The sequence below is a fragment of the Dyadobacter sp. BHUBP1 genome (assembly GCF_050587785.1).
GTDB lineage: Bacteria > Bacteroidota > Bacteroidia > Cytophagales > Spirosomataceae > Dyadobacter.
This window is the reverse complement of sequence record NZ_JBOBIH010000002.1, coordinates 644,395-663,344: the sequence shown is the minus strand read 5'-3', so window position 1 is coordinate 663,344 and position 18,950 is coordinate 644,395. Positions and strand designations below refer to the sequence as shown.

The following is an 18,950-nucleotide window of genomic DNA, read 5'->3' as shown; positions in this document are numbered from 1 at the left end:
AACGATCAGTATGTTGAAACGACTAATTTTCTTTGCTTCGGTTGTCTTAATCGGCATGTCACTAGTAAACTGTGAAGGCGAAAAAGGCGATGTGGGGCCAGCAGGTAAAGATGGGGCCACCGGGCCCCAGGGCCCGAAGGGCGACACAGGCGTAGCTGGTAAGGACGCGCTCGGTGCGAGAGTTATTACTACCGGTCCTCTCAAAACAGAACCTGATGGCGGTTATACATTCGGTATCAGCAACCTGACACCCGCAGACACACTGATGCTTGACGACGCAGGCATATTTGTCTACATCAAAAGCCAGAACTCGTGGTGGTCTATTCCTGGACCGGTAGGCTTCGCAAGCGGTGATAGCACCACATTCCATTTTCGTTATGCACTTCGCAATGGCCGGACTTTCTTCGTCTTCATAAAGCCCACCAGCTGGACGACTGACACACCGAAAGCACCAGCAAGAGATCTGGAATCCGTAAGGGTTGTTATCGTTCCAACGGAGAAATTCAGACGTAGCGCAGCTATCGACTGGAAAGATTACAATGCAGTTGTGAAAGCCCTGAATCTTAACGAATCTGACGCGATCAGTGCTGATCTTTAATCGTTAACCATCGTATTGAAAAAGCTGCCGCCAATCGGCAGCTTTTTCTTTTTTGAACCCCTGCTTTTGCAACATAGAAAGTTTTAATTGCCCCCTGCCAAGAACTTACACCGCGTCATAACTTTTATTTTTGAAATTATACTATTTTCGAAACAAATATTGTTAGGATGATTGTTACCTAATAGCAATTTGTACTTTTCCGGGCTTAGGCCTTCTTACCATATTTCCTTTTTTCGTGATGAATACCAAAAAGTCTTCAAAAACGAGCTCACCTGACGTGGTTTTGATTGGGGCAGGCATTATGAGCGCTACGCTCGGGGTTCTACTGAAAAAGCTTAATCCGTCCATTACTATCTCCGTTTTCGAACGTCTTGACCGCGTCACGGCGGAGAGCTCAGACCCGTGGAATAATGCCGGTACCGGCCATTCCGCTTTCTGTGAGTTGAACTACACGCCACAGCTGGCCGATGGTTCCGTCGAAACCAAAAAGGCTATTAAAATCGCTGAGTCATTCGAAGTTTCGAAGGAGTTCTGGGCATACCTGGTCGAAAATGGTGTAATTGACTCGCCTGATGAATTTATCCACAATATTCCTCACTTGAGCTTTGTATGGGGAGAGGAAAACGTGGAGTACCTCCGTAAGCGTTACAAGGCCCTAACCAGCCACCATTTGTTCCACGGAATGGAATACACCGAGGACAAGGATAAAATCCAAAGCTGGATACCGCTGGTCATGAACGGAAGAGATGCAAGCGAAAAGGTAGCAGCGACCCGCATGGAGCTTGGCACCGATGTAAACTTCGGCGCATTGACCAAAGCGATGTTCAACTACCTTGAAAAGCAGGATGGCGTAAATCTTTTCCTCAACTATGAGGTTGATGACCTTTCGCGCAAGAAGGATAACTCCTGGCTCATCGAGGTTAAGGACCGCGCCACGAAAAAAGAAAGCAAGATCACCACTAAGTTCGTATTCATCGGAGCAGGCGGCGGCTCGTTGCCATTGCTCGAAAAATCGAATATCCCGGAAGGTAAAGGATTTGGTGGTTTCCCGGTGAGCGGACAATGGCTGGTGTGCAACAAGCCGGAAATCATCGAGAGACATCAGGCAAAAGTGTATGGCAAAGCGTCGGTTGGTTCACCGCCGATGTCGGTTCCCCACCTCGACACCCGCATTATCGACGGGAAGAAAGCATTGCTTTTTGGACCATATGCTGGTTTTTCAACCAAGTTTCTGAAAAACGGCTCCTACCTGGACCTCCCGCTTTCCATTAAACTGAACAATATCAAACCCATGCTGGCAGCAGGATTGCATAACATTCCGCTGACCAAATACCTGATCGATCAGGTTCGGCAATCGCCGCAAGACCGGCTGGAAGCGCTGAAAGACTATTTCCCTGAAGCGAAACTCGAAGATTGGGACCTCGAAACAGCCGGCCAGCGTGTTCAGGTGATCAAAAAAGATAAAAAAGCAGGCGGCGTACTCGAATTTGGCACCGAAATGGTGACTGCTGCGGATGGTTCGCTGGCTGCATTACTCGGTGCCTCCCCGGGAGCTTCGACCGCCGTATCGATCATGCTGGAATTGATTCACAAATGTTTCGCAGAAGCCAAATCCCCCGAGTGGCAGCGCGAATTCAAGAAGATCATCCCTTCTTTCGGCAAATCGCTTTCCAAAGAAAAAGATCTGGCCGCTAAAACCCGCGCCTGGACTACCGAGGTACTGCATTTGAGCGCCTCGCGTTTGGAAGAAGAAGTGACTGCCTAATTTTTGGATTAGCATTATAAAACAAAAGCCCCGGGAAAGTCGCGGGGCTTTTGTTTTACTCTGAAAATACTTCGGAAAGATTGATAACAAGTTCCGGAAAAACAGTAGAGCGCAGCAATTCTCCGTTATTCTTAGGATGTTGGCCTATAAATTTGCCCGATTCATCCAATAAAAAGATATTGACGTGGCTATATTCCGGATAAACGACCCAATATTCCCGCACGCCGCTTTCTTCATAAACATTAAACTTCTGATCTATTTCCCCCAGTGAATTGCCGGGTGACAGCACTTCAATCACCAGATCCGGAGCCCCTAGGCACCCTTTGTCGTCTAATTTTGACAGATCGCATATTACACAGATATCCGGCTGCAAGACTGTTGTAATTTCCTGGTTACTTTTCTTATCCTTAACGGGTAATCTTACATCAAATGGGGTTGAGTAGGCTTTACAAGAGCACCCCTTAATATGGTTACCTATCTCCACGTTCAGGTTCCACACAACATCCTGGTGCCTACGCGACGGAGCAGACGACACCTTATAAATATACCCCTTAATCAACTCCAAACGTTCCTGGAACTGCCATTTCAGGTAATCAGCGTAAGTATACTGCTTAGTGGGATCCAGCTGGTCAAAACTTGTGATCATGAGCCGGTTCGTTTTTACAATATTACCAAATCCCCGTGCCTATTCCCACTAACCGAGGCCAATCGAGTGGTTTCAATGTGCAAAAACATCGGCTGAAAGACCGGACGTTCAAAACGCCAGCGACCGCAAAAATCGCAGCCCTTCTACCGCAATAGCCTCGCGCGAGGGCTCGACCTGCCGCCAGATGGAAGCGGCTTTGGCAATGACCTTCACATCCGGCGTGAATGACTCAATCACGATGTCTCCCTGGTAATGGATGTGGTCCAAGGCTGCGAAAATGCGATCCCAGTTGATCTGGTCGCCGCCTGGCGTGCCGCGGTCGCTGCCGGAGGCATGCAGCAGTCCCAGCTTGTCTCCCGCCTTCCGGATGGCGAGCGCCGGGTCCTTTTCTTCCAGGTTCATATGAAAAGTATCGAGGTGTACCTGCAATGCATCGCTACCAACGGTTTCGATCATCCGCAACGCTTGTTCGCAAGTGTTGATAAAATCGGTTTCATAGCGATTCAGCGGTTCTATTGCCAGCTTAACATCGTGATCGGAGGCGAAATCCGCCAGCACTTTCAGGTTGCTGGCAACCAGATCCCACTGTTTACGTTTCTGATCATCGGGTACCAGCTCCGCACGGCCTACCGCAGAATAAATAGGTCCCGTCACCAGATCGCTTCCCAGTACCGGTGCAATACGGATAAGTGCCTGCACATATTCGATGGCCGTCACCTGGTCCTTACGCGTACCGCGCAGGTCGCGCCCCGGGCCGGTAGCCGCGCACACGGATCTGCATTCGAGCCCGTTATCGTCTAAAGCCTTCCGTACAAGCACGGGGTCGATATTCGCAGGATCCTCCAACGCAATCTCCACAAAGTCAAAACCCCAGTTTTTAAACTGAGAAAAAAAAGAGGTGCTTTCGTTCGTGAATGGTGAAGAAAACAGGTAGGTATTAATGCCAAACTTCATCCGAGCTTACTTCCCTTTTTGCTGTGTAAAAATGCGTACGCCTTTTTTATTGCCGGTAACGATGTCGAGCAGGCCGTCGCCATTCAGGTCTTCGACGGTCACATGCAGGCCTACACCCGAATTGTCATCAATATCATGCCTGATCCAGGTCGGTACTTTACCGGGTTTGTATTCAAACCATGATATGAATGCAGGCTCGAACTCGCCGGGGTCGTTTCCATTGTGTGCGAAATAGCGTTTACCCGTAATGAAATCGGGATGACCATCGCCGTTCATGTCTTTCAGTGCCAAACCATGCGTCTGTGAAATCGTTTTGTCGATGTCGTGGTGGATCCAGACGGTTTCATTACCCTCCTTCCGCTGCTCATGCCACCAGATGCCGTAGTTATGCGCAGAGGCGCTGAGTACGTCATTCAGACCGTCACCGTTTAAATCCAAAACATACATTTGGGAGCAATCCTGTCCCAAATCGGCCGGATGAAACTTCCAGTCTTTGTCTTTGGGATACTTGGCAGGCCCTTCCGCTGGTCCCTCCCACCATCCGTTCCGCACAAGCACATCCTTCCGGCCATCACCGTTAATGTCGCCATAGCCGATTCCGTGCGTATACATATGCGTAGAGTTATTGGGATCATTGCTGATTATGTATTTCTCCCAGGTCGTGTCGCCTTTTTTGGACGGGCATTTCAGCCAGATCACCTTCTTACCTGTCGGGTCATTGCAAAGCAAATCCAACCGGCCGTCACCATCGATATCCACCAGCTGCGGTGACTCATTCCCAACCGAAGAATAAATGGTATGCACCGGCCAATGTCCCGGTTTGTTTTGCGGGTTCTCGTGCCAGGCAGCGGCCTTCCCCGGCCAGTCGATACGAATGAGGTCTATCCATCCATCCTGGTTCACATCCATGGCGAAATCCAGGAAAGAATCGCTATAACTGCCATTCACAATAAATTCTTGCGGCTTGGCAAGTTCATGCTCCTTCCAGTCAGGCGCTTCGAACCAATAGGCGCCGGAAAGGATGTCTTTTTTACCATCTTTATTCACATCGCCCATCGCTGCACCTTCCGCAATGAATCGTTTGGTAAGCTCCGTTTTTTTAAATGTGAGCGCAGATCCGCTCTTCGCTTTCTTCTGCGCCGACACATTCGTCCAGGCAAAAGCAATTATATTGATCAAACAAAAACATTTCAGAATTCTTCCGGTTAACAGCATCGGATTTATGGGTTAGGATTAATACTCAAATATCATTTTACCCCCAGTAGGTAGTCGAGCAATGCATAAAAGTCTTTTTCAGGAATGATATTCCGAAACTGGTCGGGCATTAGCGTGTATTTGGATGCCCGGTATTCTTTCATATCGCCTTTCGCCACCGAAAACTCCTGTCCTGTCATGTCCGCGAACACGATCGTCTCGCCTTCTGTCCTGCGGTACAGGCCCGTGAGGGTCTTTTCATTTTTCAACGTGATATTATAAGTACGAAACGCCTCAGTTATATTCCTGTTAGGATCAAGGATTTTTTGGGTCAATGCCTTGTGCCCCCAGTTTCCGATTCCGTCGAGCTGCGGGCCAACGAGCCCTCCCGAGCCCTGGATCTGATGGCAACCGCTGCAATTTTGCATGAAAATGACTTTTCCCGCATCCGAAAACGCAGTAGCCGGTTTGAAATTTGCGATGCGCGCATCAATTAGCTTCTGGCGCTCCTCGCGCTCGGATGCGCCGGCTTGGAGCAACTGCCGCATTTGTGTTTGCTGCGAAGCGTCCGCGTTATTGGTAAGCCGCTCCTGCACCGCCACCTCGGTAGCAATATCCGCTCCAAGCTCTTCGTCCTTGAATGCGTTCAGCAAATAACTGATACCTTCCGAAGTATTTGCCAGCACACTCGCGATCACGATCTGAAGGTTTCGCGCCCCACTCGCTAATTGCTTTTTCAATGTCTGATAAACGGAAGGAGACGCCGCTTGCCCCATCGCCACAGCCAGTTTCTCGCGCAAAGTCGGCAGCTCCGACGGATCATTGAACACCTCCGAAAGCACGTCCACATTTCCTTTCGGATCCATGTTCATCAGTGCACTCGCTGCTGCGCTTCTTACAGAATAATCCATCCATGTGGTTTGCAAAATACTCCTCAATGCAGGTTGAAGGGATTGAATGCGATACTCCCCGGCTATTTCCGCCGCTGCAATTCTTTGCTCTGAAATAGTAGACGGCCCCTGCGCGGGAATCGGAATCACCGCCGGCTCAAATTGTCCGATTCCCACGGAGCCCGTCTGCGAGCTATCCACCGCCTCGATATACCCCATTTGCCCTTCATACCCGGCCAGGTTGAACGTCGCATTGCGAATCAGCTCTTTGAACTGCATTACCTCCGTCTGGTTAACCCGATACTCCGCAACCATCTTTCCGCTATCCGCCAGACGGATTTTAACCGAGTTTTTCGAAATGCCCTTTTTCTCCGCCCGATTATGAACATCATTGTCAAACACATTCATTTTCAATGTCGCCGGCAGTTTGAATGGCACCGAGTACAATGCCGATTGCGGCCCATACCCTCCTTTTTCACTTAAAACAATGCGGAATGCGGGCACTACATCCACGAGAAAGTGGTCCGACACAGTCCAGGAATTCACCGGATGGGCATTCTTGTTAACCTTCCTGATTTTCCAGGTCTCAGCCGAGGGAGATATATTGTTCAAAAACTTCCCGGCCAATTGCTCGCCCCACGCGACCATCTTCGGGCTTGGTGCTACCCCGCTTTGCCGGATCCCAGCCTGAATCGTCTGGTACAGCGAAAGTTGCTTTTCCGGTTCATTCGCAAACTTCGTATTGATCAGACCAATGGCCTTTTCGATCTGGTAAGGCGCCGCGAGCCGGGCAATGTATTCAAGGTTGCTTAAAAGTTCTTTGGAATCCAGTTCGTGCGTAAGCGTATAGTCGAGCACGAATGCCGCGCCCGCGGACGACGGCACGTCGAGTAGTACCTTGTTCAACAAGGCCAGTTGCGCATCCGTCCATCGCATGGCAGGGATGCGCCACATTACGCTCGTATTTTTGAGATTATTCCGGACACCCAGCAATGCGGTATAGCGTAAATGCGTATCCTCCACCGGTGTTTTTTCATACAGATCCATCAACAACGCCAGGTTTTCAGGTCTGGGAAAGCGCGTCAAGACTTCCGCAGCCCCTCGCCGGATAAATGGGTCACCGGTCTTTAATGCTTCGGCGACCCTTTGGAAGTGCGCATCGGTAATGGTATGTCGTTCTCCCAGAATACGCAATGCATGAACTTTCACAACCTGTTCGGTACTGGAAAGCGCATTGTCGAGCATGCGGTCATCGAGCGCATTCAGGCGATACAATATCCACAATGCGTGCAGCTGAGTAACGGCATCTGCGTTGGCCAAAAGACTTTTTACCGGTATAATCGCCTTCTCTTTCCAGGTATCCACGAGCCGGTCGGCTACTTTGAGGCGCGTATTCAGTTGCGAATGCCTCAGTCCGTCCAGCAATTGTGCCACGGAAGCTTTCGACCAGTCAGTAACCGGCATGTTCTCATGCGGCTCATTGCCTTTGTAGGTAACCTTCCAAATCCGCCCGCTAATCCGATCGCGGCCGGGGTGGTTTAAGGCAACTTCATAATGTCCGATAATCCGGTTGTAGAAATCGGCGATATATAACGCTCCGTCCGGCCCGACTTTGATATCCACTGGCCTGAACCACGGGTCTTTGCTAACCAGAAGCGGCTCTTCTTTTTTTGAAGACGGTGTGGAACCATTGAAAGTAACGGTATTCCGGTCAATGCGGCAAGTAACCACGTCGCCGGTAAAGAAACTACCTCGGTACTTTTCCGGAAACTGTTTTCCCGTGTAATAAACAAGTCCCGCCAATGCGGTCGAACCCAGGTCGTAAGTCATCATCGCCGGCGCGAAACCCAGGCCGACAGGGGCCTTCTTACCAAAATGCGGATAATCCCCGCCAAAAATGAGCTGAGTAATGGGTTTGGTATGACAATCCACTGAATACAAATAGCCTTTCTCGTCATACGCATAGCCAAACGGGTTCACGCGTCCGAAGGTCGTCTGTTCCACATGGCTTCCATCCATTTTCACTCTGAAAGTATTCCCTGAATTCATGCGTATCGAATCGCCATCCGTGCCGGCGACATGCGAAATATTGGAAAAACCGTGGCATACATGCAGCCAGCCGTCGAATCCGCGCATCAGGTTATTCACCATTCCGTGCGTGTCTTTATGCCCGAAGCCGCCGAGCAATATCTCTCTGCTATCGGCCTTGCCGTCGTTATTGATGTCTTTGAAATAATAAAGATTAGGAATACTGTATCCGATTGCCCCATCTGCAACCGGCATAATACCGATCGGGATATTGAGATTGTCGTCGAAATGCGTGAAAGTGTCGGCCCGGCCATCGCCATTTTTGTCTTCCAGGATCGTAATGCGATCCTTTCCATCGCTTTCTCCCGCCGCCACCGGGTACTCCGACGATTGCGTTACCCACAACCGGCCGCGATCGTCGAATTCCATATTCATCGGCTTCGTAATGTCAGGTTCGGAAGCAAAAAGCGTTACTTCGAAACCTTCGGGCAGTATGAAGCTCAGGCGTTCTTCTTCCGGCGTTTGGAAACCGGTTGTCCGGATATGTTCTGCATAAATGTCGGTCTCAACCTTTTGAGGCGCATTGGCCACGGTCACATTCTGGCCTGACTTATTTTGGGGAGGTTTACAACTTTGGGCACTGAACAGCAGGGAGGCGGTCAGCAATGGCAGACCGATTCTGAAACTACTTCGGAATGGCAGCATACGATCGAACAGGAAAAGCAGGGTTAAGGAATCTCGTTGAATAAATACTGGTAACTAAACCCGGCAAGCCGGTGATTTTACTATGAAAATTAGGATTAAAATCAGAATCCAGGCTACTGTGTGCGTTACCAATCACACCATAGCCCGGATCAGATTACTATCAATACTTAACAAAATGCGTACGTTCAGAACTTCCGTCGCGGTACTTGATTTCCAGAATGTAGCTCCCCGGTTGAAAGCCAGTTAGCAGAATGTATTTTTCCTTTGCCCCTCTTGGACCGGCGGTTTCTTTCACAATGCTACCTCCGGCATTCAGTACGCTTATTTTCGTCACTCTTGACCAGTCTTTCACATTCATTTCAAGCCTCTCGCCTGCAGGGTTTGGAAACACAACCAGGTCCGTTCCGTCCCACGACACTTTTCTGATCTGGCTGAATGCAAAAGTCCCATCACGGTCGACCATTTTTAACCGATAATAGCCTATACCGGCAATCGGATCCGCGTCTGCATAGGCGTAGTCTACCTGCTGACTACTTTCCCCTGCCGAGCTCACATGATCCAACACTTTCCAACTCTTCATATCCCGGCTTCGCTGGATTTCAAAGAAATCGCTGTTATACTCAAAAGAGGTTCTCCATGTCAGCTTTACACGCCTTTCATCCTTTTCGGCATCGAACGTCACCAGCTTAACCGGCAGTGCGCTCTGCGCATTCACGAGTGTAAGCAGCCTGATGTCCAGGTCCGCAACATCCTTGGATACGAAATGTAAGCCTAAATCACGCGTGGAGCCCGACAACGTCACGAACCCCGACTCATCCGACCACGAATTCGCCAATTCCAGCATCGATTCCGTGTTACCATTCAATTCTGCCGGATCATAAATAATACCCACGTTTCCATGAAAATTGACCGGATTATTGAAAACGTATTTCTTCTTAATACTTGCAGTCGGGTTACCGGGCACAGCCGTATGCTCTACTGTTAGCGAGTAGTTGTTGCCGAGGTTGAGATCTTCAGTGGGTACGAGTACGAGGCTGTCGACCGAAAATACCGTACCTATTTTCACATACAAATCACTGCCGGTCACAATCTGCGATTTGGCCTGTGCTGCGCACAAGACGAGCAGTAGGCCTGTGATTAGTTTATTTCTTTTCATAATCTTGAAATGATTTTTCTGGTTGGAATACTTTCCTAGCGTTTCGTCAAAAGCACTTTTCTTCGCTTCCGCGTCGCTGGGCTTGGCTCATTGTTTGCGAGTTGCGTCTTAATGCTTTCGATTTCCAGAAGCAACTCACGATGTTTCTCCCTCAACTGTTGTGTCCTTTTAACCAGCGCCTGAACGGCGATCAGGTTCACACCTTCCAGGTCCGCCTGGTTGATTGTCGTATCCGTACCGATTGTGCCATAGCTGTCATACCCGAAAGCTTTGAAAAAATCCTGCGCCATCGGACCATAATGTCTAAACTGTTTCGGATCCTGCCCGATGTAATTCCAGGATGACAAAGGCATATCGCCGATCTTTTTCAGGAACGCCTCTCCATCAACCGGGCTGAAATTCTCCTTTCTATTTACATCGGATAAGATTTGCCAAGAATTTCCGCCAGGGGCCAGGCTCACACCTGTATTGAGCAAACTGTTCGTAAAAAACTGATAGCCCCCGGAGAAGCGCATCGATATCTGATTATCGGAACTGCTGGCTAATTGCAAATTTTTGGTATTGTCTCCGAATACAAATGCGCCCGCTTTTCCATTGGTGGAAACCAGTGTGCCTAGCGCCACTGAATTGACGCCGCTGGCGATGGCCGACTCTCCGTGTGCAAACGTGCAGAATGCCGTGGCAGACGAATTCTCACCACTTGCAAAAGAAGCTCGTCCGGATGCCAGCGTTTTTAAACCGAAAGCCGTCGCTCCGAGACCGGTTGCAAAACTTTCGAAGCCTGAGGCAAACGAATACTTTCCTATAACCTGCGGATCGAAGCCGCCATTCCCCACGCGTTCTCCAATGGATCGGAATGCTCCCTTGTCATGAAACCATTTCATTTTGAATTCCACCGGATCGGGAAAGGCAGGATTGTAATATGGATTGTTGTCCGGAGCCAACTGTGGCGTAGTGGATAATATAGAACCGTCGTGCACGTGCAACATCGCCTGCGGCTGTGTGGTGCCGATACCCACCTGCGCATTTGAAATACTTGACGATAGAAAAAGGACCATTGCCGCGCCAACCACGATGGCCAGCTTGTGCCTCGATGAAAATTTCATAGTGTGATTTTTGTTAGCCTGTTATTTGCGTTTGTTTGCCATCGACGCATATCTCCTCTCGCGACGAAACTTCATACTTCCTGAGACCGCCTTACGAAGTCTCACAAGCTGCATTTCCAACTCATCATTCATTCTCGCAAGCTCGTCGGTCTCCGCTACCAAAGCCTGAACGGCCATGAGCGTTACACCGTCGAGGTCCGCCTGGTTGATCGTCGTATCATTGCCGATCGTTCCGTATGTATCTTTTCCAAATGCCGCATAGAAATCCTGCGCCATTGCACCATAATGCCGGAATACCCTTGAGTCCTGTCCTTTATAATTCCAGGAAAACAGTGGTAAATTTGCGATCTTTTGCAATATGTCTTTCCCATTTACCGCTTCGAAATTTTCCTTTTTCCGGACATCCGAAACCGAGCTCCATGCGTTGGCACCCGCAGGCAACAGCGCCCCAGACACGAGAACATTGCTTGTGTAAAAACGATAGCCCCCATCGAAGATTAACTTGATTTGATGGTCATTTGAATTCTGTGCGTTGAAGTTCGTATATCCCATGATAAATGCACCCGTCGAATAGTTATTACCCAGATGAGTCCCCATTACCACACAGTTAGGCCCGTTCGCTTCGGAAAAATTTCCTTGGGCAAATGAAAAATCATCGCCGCCAATCGCGCTTTGCCCTATTGCAAATGCCAGCGAACCGCTAACGTTCGACCTCATGCCAAACACCGATGGCGCAAAACCGAAAGCGGCGAAAGTGTCAAATCCCGCAGCAAATGAATATTTTGCCACGTTTGCCGGATCGAAGGCAAGCGAAGGGGCGCCGGTACCAGACGCCCGAAACGCCCCTTTTTCATGGATCCACTTAAATCCGTGATACACCGGATCATCATCAAAATTGACCGGATCATAAAATGGACTTGTCTGCGGATCGAGCGCTGGCGTCAACGAAAGAAACGTTCCGTCGTATACGTGTAACCTGGCATGGGGTAAGCTCGTTCCGATGCCTAGCTGGGCCAAGGCCATACTGCAACCGGTCGCATACACGAGCCCCAGCAAACCGAATTTGAATAGTAAACTTTTCATCGACTGCATCAGTTTGAACTCAATACTATCTCTTGCCGACAAACTCGCGTTTATTCTTCCGTCGCAACGCAGACTGAGCATCGGCCAGTTGCGCTTTAATCGTCGCAATCTCCGCAAGCAGATCACTGTTCATCTGTTCCATTTTTCTCACCAACGCCTGAATCGCAATCAGATTAACACCATCAAAATCAGCCTGGTTAATCGTCGTATCCGTCCCAATTGTGCCAAAAGCATCCTGCCCGAATGCCTTGTAGAAATCCTGCGCCATTGGCCCGTAGTGCCGATATTGCTTAGGATCCTGGCCTTTGTAGTTCCAGGATGTCAGATTCATTTTGCTGATCTTTTGCAGGAAGTCCTCGCCATTGACGGGAGCAAAGTTTTCCTTTTTGTTGACATCGGAGATCATAGCCCAGGCATTACCACCTCCTAGCATTACAACACCGACTGTGCTAGTACTATTTGTAAAAAGCTTATATCCTCCTGCAAATCGCATTACCATTTCGTTGTTTGCATCGTTCATTGAGCTGCCACTGTCGTCACCAAAAATAAACGAACCAGTCTTACCATTAGTTGAAACCTGATACCCCAATGCGACCGACCTGTCTCCATTGGCGTTGGCGAATGTGCCGTGTGCGAATGATTGCAATCCGGTTGCGGAAGAATTGTAGCCGGATGCAAAAGAGGCACGTCCACTGGCATTTGTTCTGATTCCAAGCGCTGTTGAGCCGGTGCCACCCGCAGCTACTTCAAAGCCCGCTCCAAAGGAGAAAAGACCTATTTTGGAAATATCAAAACCCTGATTGATAATCTCTTCATTCAAAATTCTGAATGCACCCTTGCTGTGAAACCATTTGGCTCGGTAATGTGTGGGTTCGGGAGCAGACGGATCGTAAAATAGGTTTTCCGCAGGATCGGGCGTTTCGTTAGTAAACAGTACACCCCCGTTATGAACATGTAGTTTTTCTTGCGGCAAGGTAGTCCCAATTCCCACCTGCGCTTCGGAAATATGCGTAATCAAACTCAGGGCCATTGCACCCAATGCAATGCGCCGTGCATTTTTTAAGTGTTTCATCGTGCGTGATTGTAAAAGTTAACATTTGACATTTTTATGCCTAATGTCAGCCAATTACCTTACAGTCACACAGATCGATACCCAAGTGGTACTGACCATTTATTTGCCGGAATTAAGGACGGTAATGATAGTTTCCCCGCCCCGCTGGCGCCGCATCACCATTCAGCCAGAAATCCATTACATCTCCGTCATTTTGCATATTATCACTCCATTTAAATTCAAAATCAGGTTCGCCGGAAATACCCAGCAGCGATTTCGGAACTTTGATTTCCAGCTTGTTTCCTGAAACAGAGTAGTCGACTTCCGCGGCCTTTTGCCAGTTCCAGGCAGCATCCGTTTTTTCCACAATGGCTTTCTGCTCCGGGTTAATGCGGTTAATCACGATATCATAGCCTTCCCAGCCGGTATTCTTGTCCCGATCGGTGTTGATAAAGAGCCGCATCCAACCCGGATCAGTGGGCGCGCTGAGCGGTTTCGCCGTTTCAACATAAAAATAAATGTGGTCCTGGTCGCGGGCGATTTTGGAAAGGACAATATCATTGCGCCCCGTGGTATTGCGGTAGAGCATACTTCCCCAGCCGGGGCTATTGCGGTGGAGCGTACTGCCTTTGTGGGCCTTGAATGCCGGCAAAATATTTTCCCATTCTTTGAACTGCCCATCTATTTTAACGGTAACCGCCTTTGAGGATCGCTGCGGCGCAGGCAAACCCTTGAAACGCCGGATATTGGCAACCATCTGGTAGTAATAGTTATCGCCATGCCCGCCTTTCATCGGCTCGATGTCGCGGCTGCCCTCCTGGTCGAACTCGTCAGGGAATGCATTGGTTTGCTGCTGCCATACTTCGTAGCGGCCGGCGATCCATTCGTTCCAGCCGGTAATGAATACCAGTTCGGGGTTGATTTCCAGTGCGCGGTCCCACTGTTCCTGGAAATTATGCCCGTAATTCACCGCGCCTGCATCGGTAATGTGCCCTCTCGCATGCGTATAGCTGCGCCCGAAAGAGCCGGTGGCATTCAATGCAGTAAGGCCGCGTTCTTTGGTCCAATTTTGCGCGACGCCCACCGTGGCCTGCTCGAAACTGCCATCGGCATTCTTTTTAAAACCATGCTGCGGATAAATTTCCAGCCATCCCCAATGATCGGGTTTCTCGGGGCCTTTGTTGTACACCGGCTGGCCGGGGCGGAATGTAAAGAACTCCCGCATTTCTTTTTCAAGTTCCGGCTGCGCCGATTGACCTTTAATCGTTTCGGTAAATGCCGGATCGGCCATGATGAAGGGCTTTCCTTTCCATCGGAACCACAGGTCCTTGTATTTACCGGGCTTGTAAAGGTCGCGGTAGATTTCGCGGATGATCTCTTTACCGCCGTCACTCACCCAAAACGGCAGCATAAATGCAATTTGCGGGGTATTCACCCCATCTTTTCGTGCCTGCGTGAATACCTCGCATAGCTTCATGTAAGACTCCTTCCAGGTGATATTGCCATTGGTACAATCAAAAATGATCATATCCACGCCAGCATCGGCTAGCATTTCGGCGTGTTTGCGCAGTACCCATTCGTCGGTGTCGATGTAATAGCCAAACAGCGGCTCAGCCCAAAACCACGGACTGTTGCGTTTCGGCCATATCGGGTTCTTGAAATCGTGAACTGCCTTCGGATCGCGCGCAAGGTATTCGGTCACGTTCAGCGGCGGGTTATTTTTGGCCTGCTGCGTGTGCCAGGTCCAATAAAAAAGCCCTACAAATTTATCCTTTTTCAAATCGCCTACTTCGGCGTGGTCCGGCAGTTTGCGGTCCACGGCGTCGGTGGCGGTCACGTCGGCGGTGTAATTCTGGGCAAATGCATTCGGAATAAAAAAAACCGAAAATAATATCCACACTATTTTACCGTATCTGATTTTCATGTTCAACAATTCTTGCGGTGCGCTGCACCTTATTGCGAATGTTATTTTCCTGATGTTCTACAATTCTTGCGGTGCGCTGCACCTTATTGCGAATGTTATCTTCCTGATGTTCTACAATTCTTGCGGTGCGCTGCACCTTGTTGCGAATGTTATCTTCCTGATGTTCTACAATTCTTGCGGTGCGCTGCACCTTGTTGCGAATGTTATCTTCCTAATGTTTCACCGTGCTCCTATTGATTTACAATAAAATTAAACCGCCCTCCCGGCGCGGCATCCCCATTGACATACCAGTCGAGCGGGTTACCGTCTTCCTGCATATTGTCCGACCATTTGAATTCCAGGTTCAAAGGGGTTTTCAAATTGGTAAGATAAGCGCGTGGGATGGTCACCATCATCCGGTTTCCCTGTACCTGATAGGTCACTTTCTTCACATCGTACCAGTTGCCGCCGCGGTATTGCTGCAAAGTATTCCCTGCCACAATGCGGTAATCGTAACCTTTCCAGCCGGTACTGGGCCTGCGGTCGGTATCCAGGTAGAGGCGCATCCAGTCGTCACCGGAGTTAGGCGTTATTTCAGCGGTGGTTTGGGCGTAGAAATAGAGGTTTTTAGCGTCATGCGCCACTTTCAGCTGGTCGAAATCGTTCCGCCCGGTTTGGTTCACGTATGTATGCGCGGGCTCGGTTTGCGCGCCTGGGTGGTTACGCGCCTGCGTGTCGCCGATGTAATCCCGGTAGGTAAGCGTTATGGTCTTCCAGTCGTCGAGTGCTTTGATGGTTTGGCCATTACCCAGCGCGGCATTAGCTTCCACCCCCTTATACCGACGAATATTCCCCACAAGCTGCATATAGTAATGATCTTTCAATCCGGCTGTCAGCGAAGGTTCAATATCACGGCTGTACTCCGGACTGGCCTGATCGCAGAACCACGAATGCTCCGGGTTCTTGTCGTGGCTCGGGAATTTGCCGGCAATCCATTCGTTCCAGCCCGTTACATAGATAAATGGCGTGTTTTGTTTGATGGCGTAGTCCCATTGTTCCTGCACATTGTAGCCGTAAACAATATCCTTTTTGGGATCGCCGTGCGAGCCATTCCGGTAGCTGCGGCCCCAGTTATCCATGTTGCCATAAAAGGCGGAGCCGCCCATTCCGGCTGTCGGGTTCGGGTGCTGGGCTACCGACACGTTGATGATCTCCCCTTCTCCTTTTGTATTATAATGTACCTTCTGCGGACGCGTGAACGAAATCCATGGCCAGCCATTCACCTTCTGTTTCTCGGTGGGCCATTGCGATTCCCGGAAAGTAAAGAACGATTCGAAATTCTTGCCTTTGGCTTCACTGGTAATGCCGATGATCAGCGGTTTGCCGTCGAGCAGGTACCAGCAATCAGGATGCCGGTAGGGAGCACCTTCTTTGTAAAACATATCATAGGCCTCCTGCATGGTTTCACCCGATTGTGTATTGGTATAAAACACAATTTTAGGCGCATTACGCCCCTGCGCACGCACGGCATCCACGGCTTTCATAAGCACATCGGCTTGCTTGGGATAGGTAAGCCGGTTGGTAGCATCGATAACGAGGAAATCTACCCCGGCATCGGTCAGAAGTTGGATGCTGCGAAGGTGGACCCAGTAATCGTCGGCCTTGTAATATCCGTAAATAGGCTGTCCCCAGTAGTACATTCCCACGTTATTCTTTGGATCGCCGCCCCAATTGGGATGGTCGAAATCTTCGAGCACTTCGGGGTGTTTGGAAACGATTTCGCTGAGGTCCCAGGCTCTGGCCGGTGCCACATCATGCCACAAAAAATAGAACATACCCACTTGCCGGTTGGCTTTCGGATTGCCTACGGCATCGTTTTGCGGTAAGGTACGCCCAAGATCGTCCGTACCAGCAAGCGGCTGGGCCTGCACGGTACGGATCACCAACAAAAGAAAAATGAAGAAATATAGCGTTACGTGTTTTTGCATTGATTCAGTCGTCTTGATGAGCGTTTGAGACATTACTGTGGCTTTTGCCGTTACGGGCTATCAAGTTGTCTGACCGCCGATAGCTAATGGCCGACAGCCGACTGCCTTTTTCTCAATCCAGCCAGCCCGGGTTCTGCCAGTCGCTGCCCGAGAGGCCGATGATCTTGTCGACTTCGCTCTGGTCGATCGGGTACATCAGGTACTTATCCGAGAATGCGTTGCGGTTCTGAAATTTAAAGCGCTTGTAGACAAAGCTGGAGCCGCTTTTGGTAATACGCATGCCTGTTACGAAGCGGTCGGTCTGATCGAGGATTTTCCAGCGGCGGACGTCGAAAAAGCGGTGTTCCTCAAATGCCAATTCAATGCGGCGCTCATTACGGTATTTTTTCTCAAATGCCTCCTTGCTCATACCCAACGGAAAGCCCGGCATTCCTGCACGGGTACGCACGGCATTCACCGCTTCCCGGGCCGACATGGAGAATACACCCGCCTTCACAGGCACATCCGGCCCAGCCGACTGGTATGCCGACTCCGCGAAATTCAGATACAGTTCCGCCAGCCTCAGCAAACGCACTGCCCCGTCGGCGTCATTATCCTGTCCCGACCGGAAGTTGTTGAATTTCCTCAAATAGTAGCCCGTACGGGTATGCTTCCGGTTGATATCCGAAATCTCTTCGGCACCGCCCACGAATGTCTCCACTTTCTTCCCAGCCGGCTGATCCAGGTTACGAACAGCGCCATTGTAATAAATAGATGCGTAAAAACGCGGGTCACGGCCTGCATAGGGATCATCTTCTTTGTATCCCGATTTTGCATTGACTATGGGGACTGTCCGGCTTTCGTCGGAATAACCGGTAATCGGCGCTTCGCCGTTGGCCATTTCGTAGGCATCCACGAGATCCTGCGTCGGGCACGGACCGGTGCGCTCCATACCCGGGTTGGTAGGCATGCCTGCATAGCGCCACACCTGCATTTTGTCACCTACATGGTAAATGGTTTCTTTGTCGGTAGCACGCTGGTCGTTAGAGCTGGTGAAGAAAAAGAGTGCATAGGCATTCTGAGCGATATTAGCAGCCGGTTTCTCGTCGAAGAGCCGGTAGCCGTTAGCCAGGCATTGCGACAATGCCTCTGCATTGATCTCCGTCGCCTTTGCCCAGGTGTAAGTGCCATCGCTCCAGAGCGGGGAAGCGGCGTAGGTCACAGCCTGGCTTTTGACCGCATAAGCCACGGCCCGCGTCATGATACCATATTGATTGTCATAAATCTCCCAGGGCAACCCCTCGCGCGTAGCCGGGTAAGACAATGCTTTATCACAATCCGACAAAATGAATGTCACTACCTCCGAAAATTTCGCGCGCTTGTCGGTCGAGAAATCATGGTCGATGCCCAGCGGCTTATCAAAAATCGGGACGCCGCCGTAGCGCTTGATCAGTTGCAGGTAATATAATGCCCGCAGCGTGTGCGCCTGCGCTGTCCAGGCATTTTTCTCGCCCTCGCTCGCATACACTGGAGCAGTTTTAATGTTTTCAATAAACACATTGCATTTGCGGATGCCCTCGTACAAATTCCCCCACGGACTTTTATCGGCAGAGTGTTGGGCGTAGGTGTTGGAGGTTACATTGCCTCCGTACCACACGATATAGCGCGAACCGGGTGTAATGTCGTCGGCATCTTGAGCCTCGTCGGTAAACGAGGCGCGATCCATGTAGGGTTTGGGAACGGAGCCATAGCACGAATTCAGGTAGCCGCGGGTCCGGTTGTAATCGCTGAAAACCTGGTCCATGGTAATGCGGCCGTCGGTAGGCAGGTCAAGCTGCTCGTTGCAGCCCGCCAGCAGGCCGGCGATCGCCGAAGTGAGCACAAGTAGTTTATATTTTTTCATA

At 50.1% G+C, this 18,950-nt stretch carries 14 protein-coding genes; 2 read left to right on the top strand and 12 right to left on the bottom strand.

The window, feature by feature from the left end; translation table 11 throughout:
• The first annotated feature begins 55 nt into the window (after positions 1-55).
• Both ACQ4MZ_RS09540 and ACQ4MZ_RS09535 read left to right on the top strand, forming a co-directional pair.
• On the top strand, positions 56-598 hold the full coding sequence (locus ACQ4MZ_RS09540; RefSeq protein WP_430844564.1) for a hypothetical protein: 543 nt from the start codon (positions 56-58) through the stop codon (positions 596-598).
• A 220-nt stretch (positions 599-818) separates the two neighbouring features.
• Complete coding sequence (locus ACQ4MZ_RS09535; protein ID WP_430845353.1) at positions 819-2,363, top strand: malate:quinone oxidoreductase; 1,545 nt, start codon at positions 819-821, stop codon at positions 2,361-2,363.
• A 55-nt stretch (positions 2,364-2,418) separates the two neighbouring features.
• Here ACQ4MZ_RS09535 and ACQ4MZ_RS09530 read toward each other — a convergent pair whose 3' ends face one another.
• The 12 genes from ACQ4MZ_RS09530 to ACQ4MZ_RS09475 form a co-directional block, all read right to left on the bottom strand.
• The gene (locus ACQ4MZ_RS09530) at positions 2,419-3,009 is read right to left on the bottom strand and encodes a Uma2 family endonuclease (RefSeq protein WP_430844562.1); all 591 of its coding nucleotides are present in this window, start codon (positions 3,007-3,009) and stop codon (positions 2,419-2,421) included.
• 108 nt (positions 3,010-3,117) lie between these two features.
• Positions 3,118-3,963, bottom strand: a complete 846-nt coding sequence (locus tag ACQ4MZ_RS09525; protein WP_430844560.1) for a sugar phosphate isomerase/epimerase family protein — start codon at positions 3,961-3,963, stop codon at positions 3,118-3,120.
• A gap of 6 nt (positions 3,964-3,969) precedes the next feature.
• Positions 3,970-5,142, bottom strand: coding sequence for an FG-GAP repeat domain-containing protein (locus ACQ4MZ_RS09520; RefSeq protein ID WP_430844558.1), 1,173 nt, complete (start codon positions 5,140-5,142; stop codon positions 3,970-3,972).
• Positions 5,143-5,210: 68 nt separating this feature from the next.
• Positions 5,211-8,780: a PVC-type heme-binding CxxCH protein gene (locus ACQ4MZ_RS09515; protein ID WP_430844556.1), complete on the bottom strand. Its 3,570-nt coding sequence runs from the start codon at positions 8,778-8,780 to the stop codon at positions 5,211-5,213.
• 160 nt (positions 8,781-8,940) lie between these two features.
• On the bottom strand, positions 8,941-9,936 hold the full coding sequence (locus tag ACQ4MZ_RS09510; RefSeq protein WP_430844555.1) for a T9SS type A sorting domain-containing protein: 996 nt from the start codon (positions 9,934-9,936) through the stop codon (positions 8,941-8,943).
• A 35-nt stretch (positions 9,937-9,971) separates the two neighbouring features.
• Positions 9,972-11,042 (bottom strand): tail fiber domain-containing protein, encoded by a 1,071-nt coding sequence (locus ACQ4MZ_RS09505; protein WP_430844554.1) that lies wholly within the window; start codon positions 11,040-11,042, stop codon positions 9,972-9,974.
• A 21-nt stretch (positions 11,043-11,063) separates the two neighbouring features.
• Positions 11,064-12,125 (bottom strand): tail fiber domain-containing protein, encoded by a 1,062-nt coding sequence (locus ACQ4MZ_RS09500; RefSeq protein ID WP_430844552.1) that lies wholly within the window; start codon positions 12,123-12,125, stop codon positions 11,064-11,066.
• 25 nt (positions 12,126-12,150) lie between these two features.
• On the bottom strand, positions 12,151-13,197 hold the full coding sequence (locus ACQ4MZ_RS09495) for a tail fiber domain-containing protein (protein WP_430844550.1): 1,047 nt from the start codon (positions 13,195-13,197) through the stop codon (positions 12,151-12,153).
• A gap of 112 nt (positions 13,198-13,309) precedes the next feature.
• Positions 13,310-15,100, bottom strand: coding sequence for a hypothetical protein (locus tag ACQ4MZ_RS09490; RefSeq protein ID WP_430844549.1), 1,791 nt, complete (start codon positions 15,098-15,100; stop codon positions 13,310-13,312).
• Positions 15,081-15,290 (bottom strand): hypothetical protein, encoded by a 210-nt coding sequence (locus tag ACQ4MZ_RS09485; protein WP_430844547.1) that lies wholly within the window; start codon positions 15,288-15,290, stop codon positions 15,081-15,083. The genes ACQ4MZ_RS09490 and ACQ4MZ_RS09485 overlap by 20 nt, the downstream gene beginning before the upstream one ends.
• 40 nt (positions 15,291-15,330) lie before the next feature.
• The gene (locus ACQ4MZ_RS09480) at positions 15,331-17,100 is read right to left on the bottom strand and encodes a hypothetical protein (protein WP_430844545.1); all 1,770 of its coding nucleotides are present in this window, start codon (positions 17,098-17,100) and stop codon (positions 15,331-15,333) included.
• Between the two features lie 79 nt (positions 17,101-17,179).
• Positions 17,180-18,949 carry a RagB/SusD family nutrient uptake outer membrane protein gene (locus ACQ4MZ_RS09475; protein WP_430844544.1) on the bottom strand — a complete coding sequence of 590 codons (1,770 nt, stop codon included), beginning with the start codon at positions 18,947-18,949 and terminating at the stop codon, positions 17,180-17,182.
• Position 18,950 lies beyond the last annotated feature (1 nt).

What these genes read in the sequence shown, in the direction of transcription:
- ACQ4MZ_RS09495 (WP_430844550.1), bottom strand. Translation starts at nt 13,197, where the DNA reads ATGAAACACTTAAAAAATGCACGGCGCATTGCATTGGGTGCAATGGCC.
- ACQ4MZ_RS09525 (WP_430844560.1), bottom strand. Translation starts at nt 3,963, where the DNA reads ATGAAGTTTGGCATTAATACCTACCTGTTTTCTTCACCATTCACGAAC.
- ACQ4MZ_RS09490 (WP_430844549.1), bottom strand. Translation starts at nt 15,100, where the DNA reads ATGAAAATCAGATACGGTAAAATAGTGTGGATATTATTTTCGGTTTTT.
- ACQ4MZ_RS09515 (WP_430844556.1), bottom strand. Translation starts at nt 8,780, where the DNA reads ATGCTGCCATTCCGAAGTAGTTTCAGAATCGGTCTGCCATTGCTGACC.
- ACQ4MZ_RS09505 (WP_430844554.1), bottom strand. Translation starts at nt 11,042, where the DNA reads ATGAAATTTTCATCGAGGCACAAGCTGGCCATCGTGGTTGGCGCGGCA.
- ACQ4MZ_RS09500 (WP_430844552.1), bottom strand. Translation starts at nt 12,125, where the DNA reads ATGAAAAGTTTACTATTCAAATTCGGTTTGCTGGGGCTCGTGTATGCG.
- ACQ4MZ_RS09540 (WP_430844564.1), top strand. Translation starts at nt 56, where the DNA reads ATGTCACTAGTAAACTGTGAAGGCGAAAAAGGCGATGTGGGGCCAGCA.
- ACQ4MZ_RS09480 (WP_430844545.1), bottom strand. Translation starts at nt 17,100, where the DNA reads ATGTCTCAAACGCTCATCAAGACGACTGAATCAATGCAAAAACACGTA.
- ACQ4MZ_RS09530 (WP_430844562.1), bottom strand. Translation starts at nt 3,009, where the DNA reads ATGATCACAAGTTTTGACCAGCTGGATCCCACTAAGCAGTATACTTAC.
- ACQ4MZ_RS09510 (WP_430844555.1), bottom strand. Translation starts at nt 9,936, where the DNA reads ATGAAAAGAAATAAACTAATCACAGGCCTACTGCTCGTCTTGTGCGCA.
- ACQ4MZ_RS09475 (WP_430844544.1), bottom strand. Translation starts at nt 18,949, where the DNA reads ATGAAAAAATATAAACTACTTGTGCTCACTTCGGCGATCGCCGGCCTG.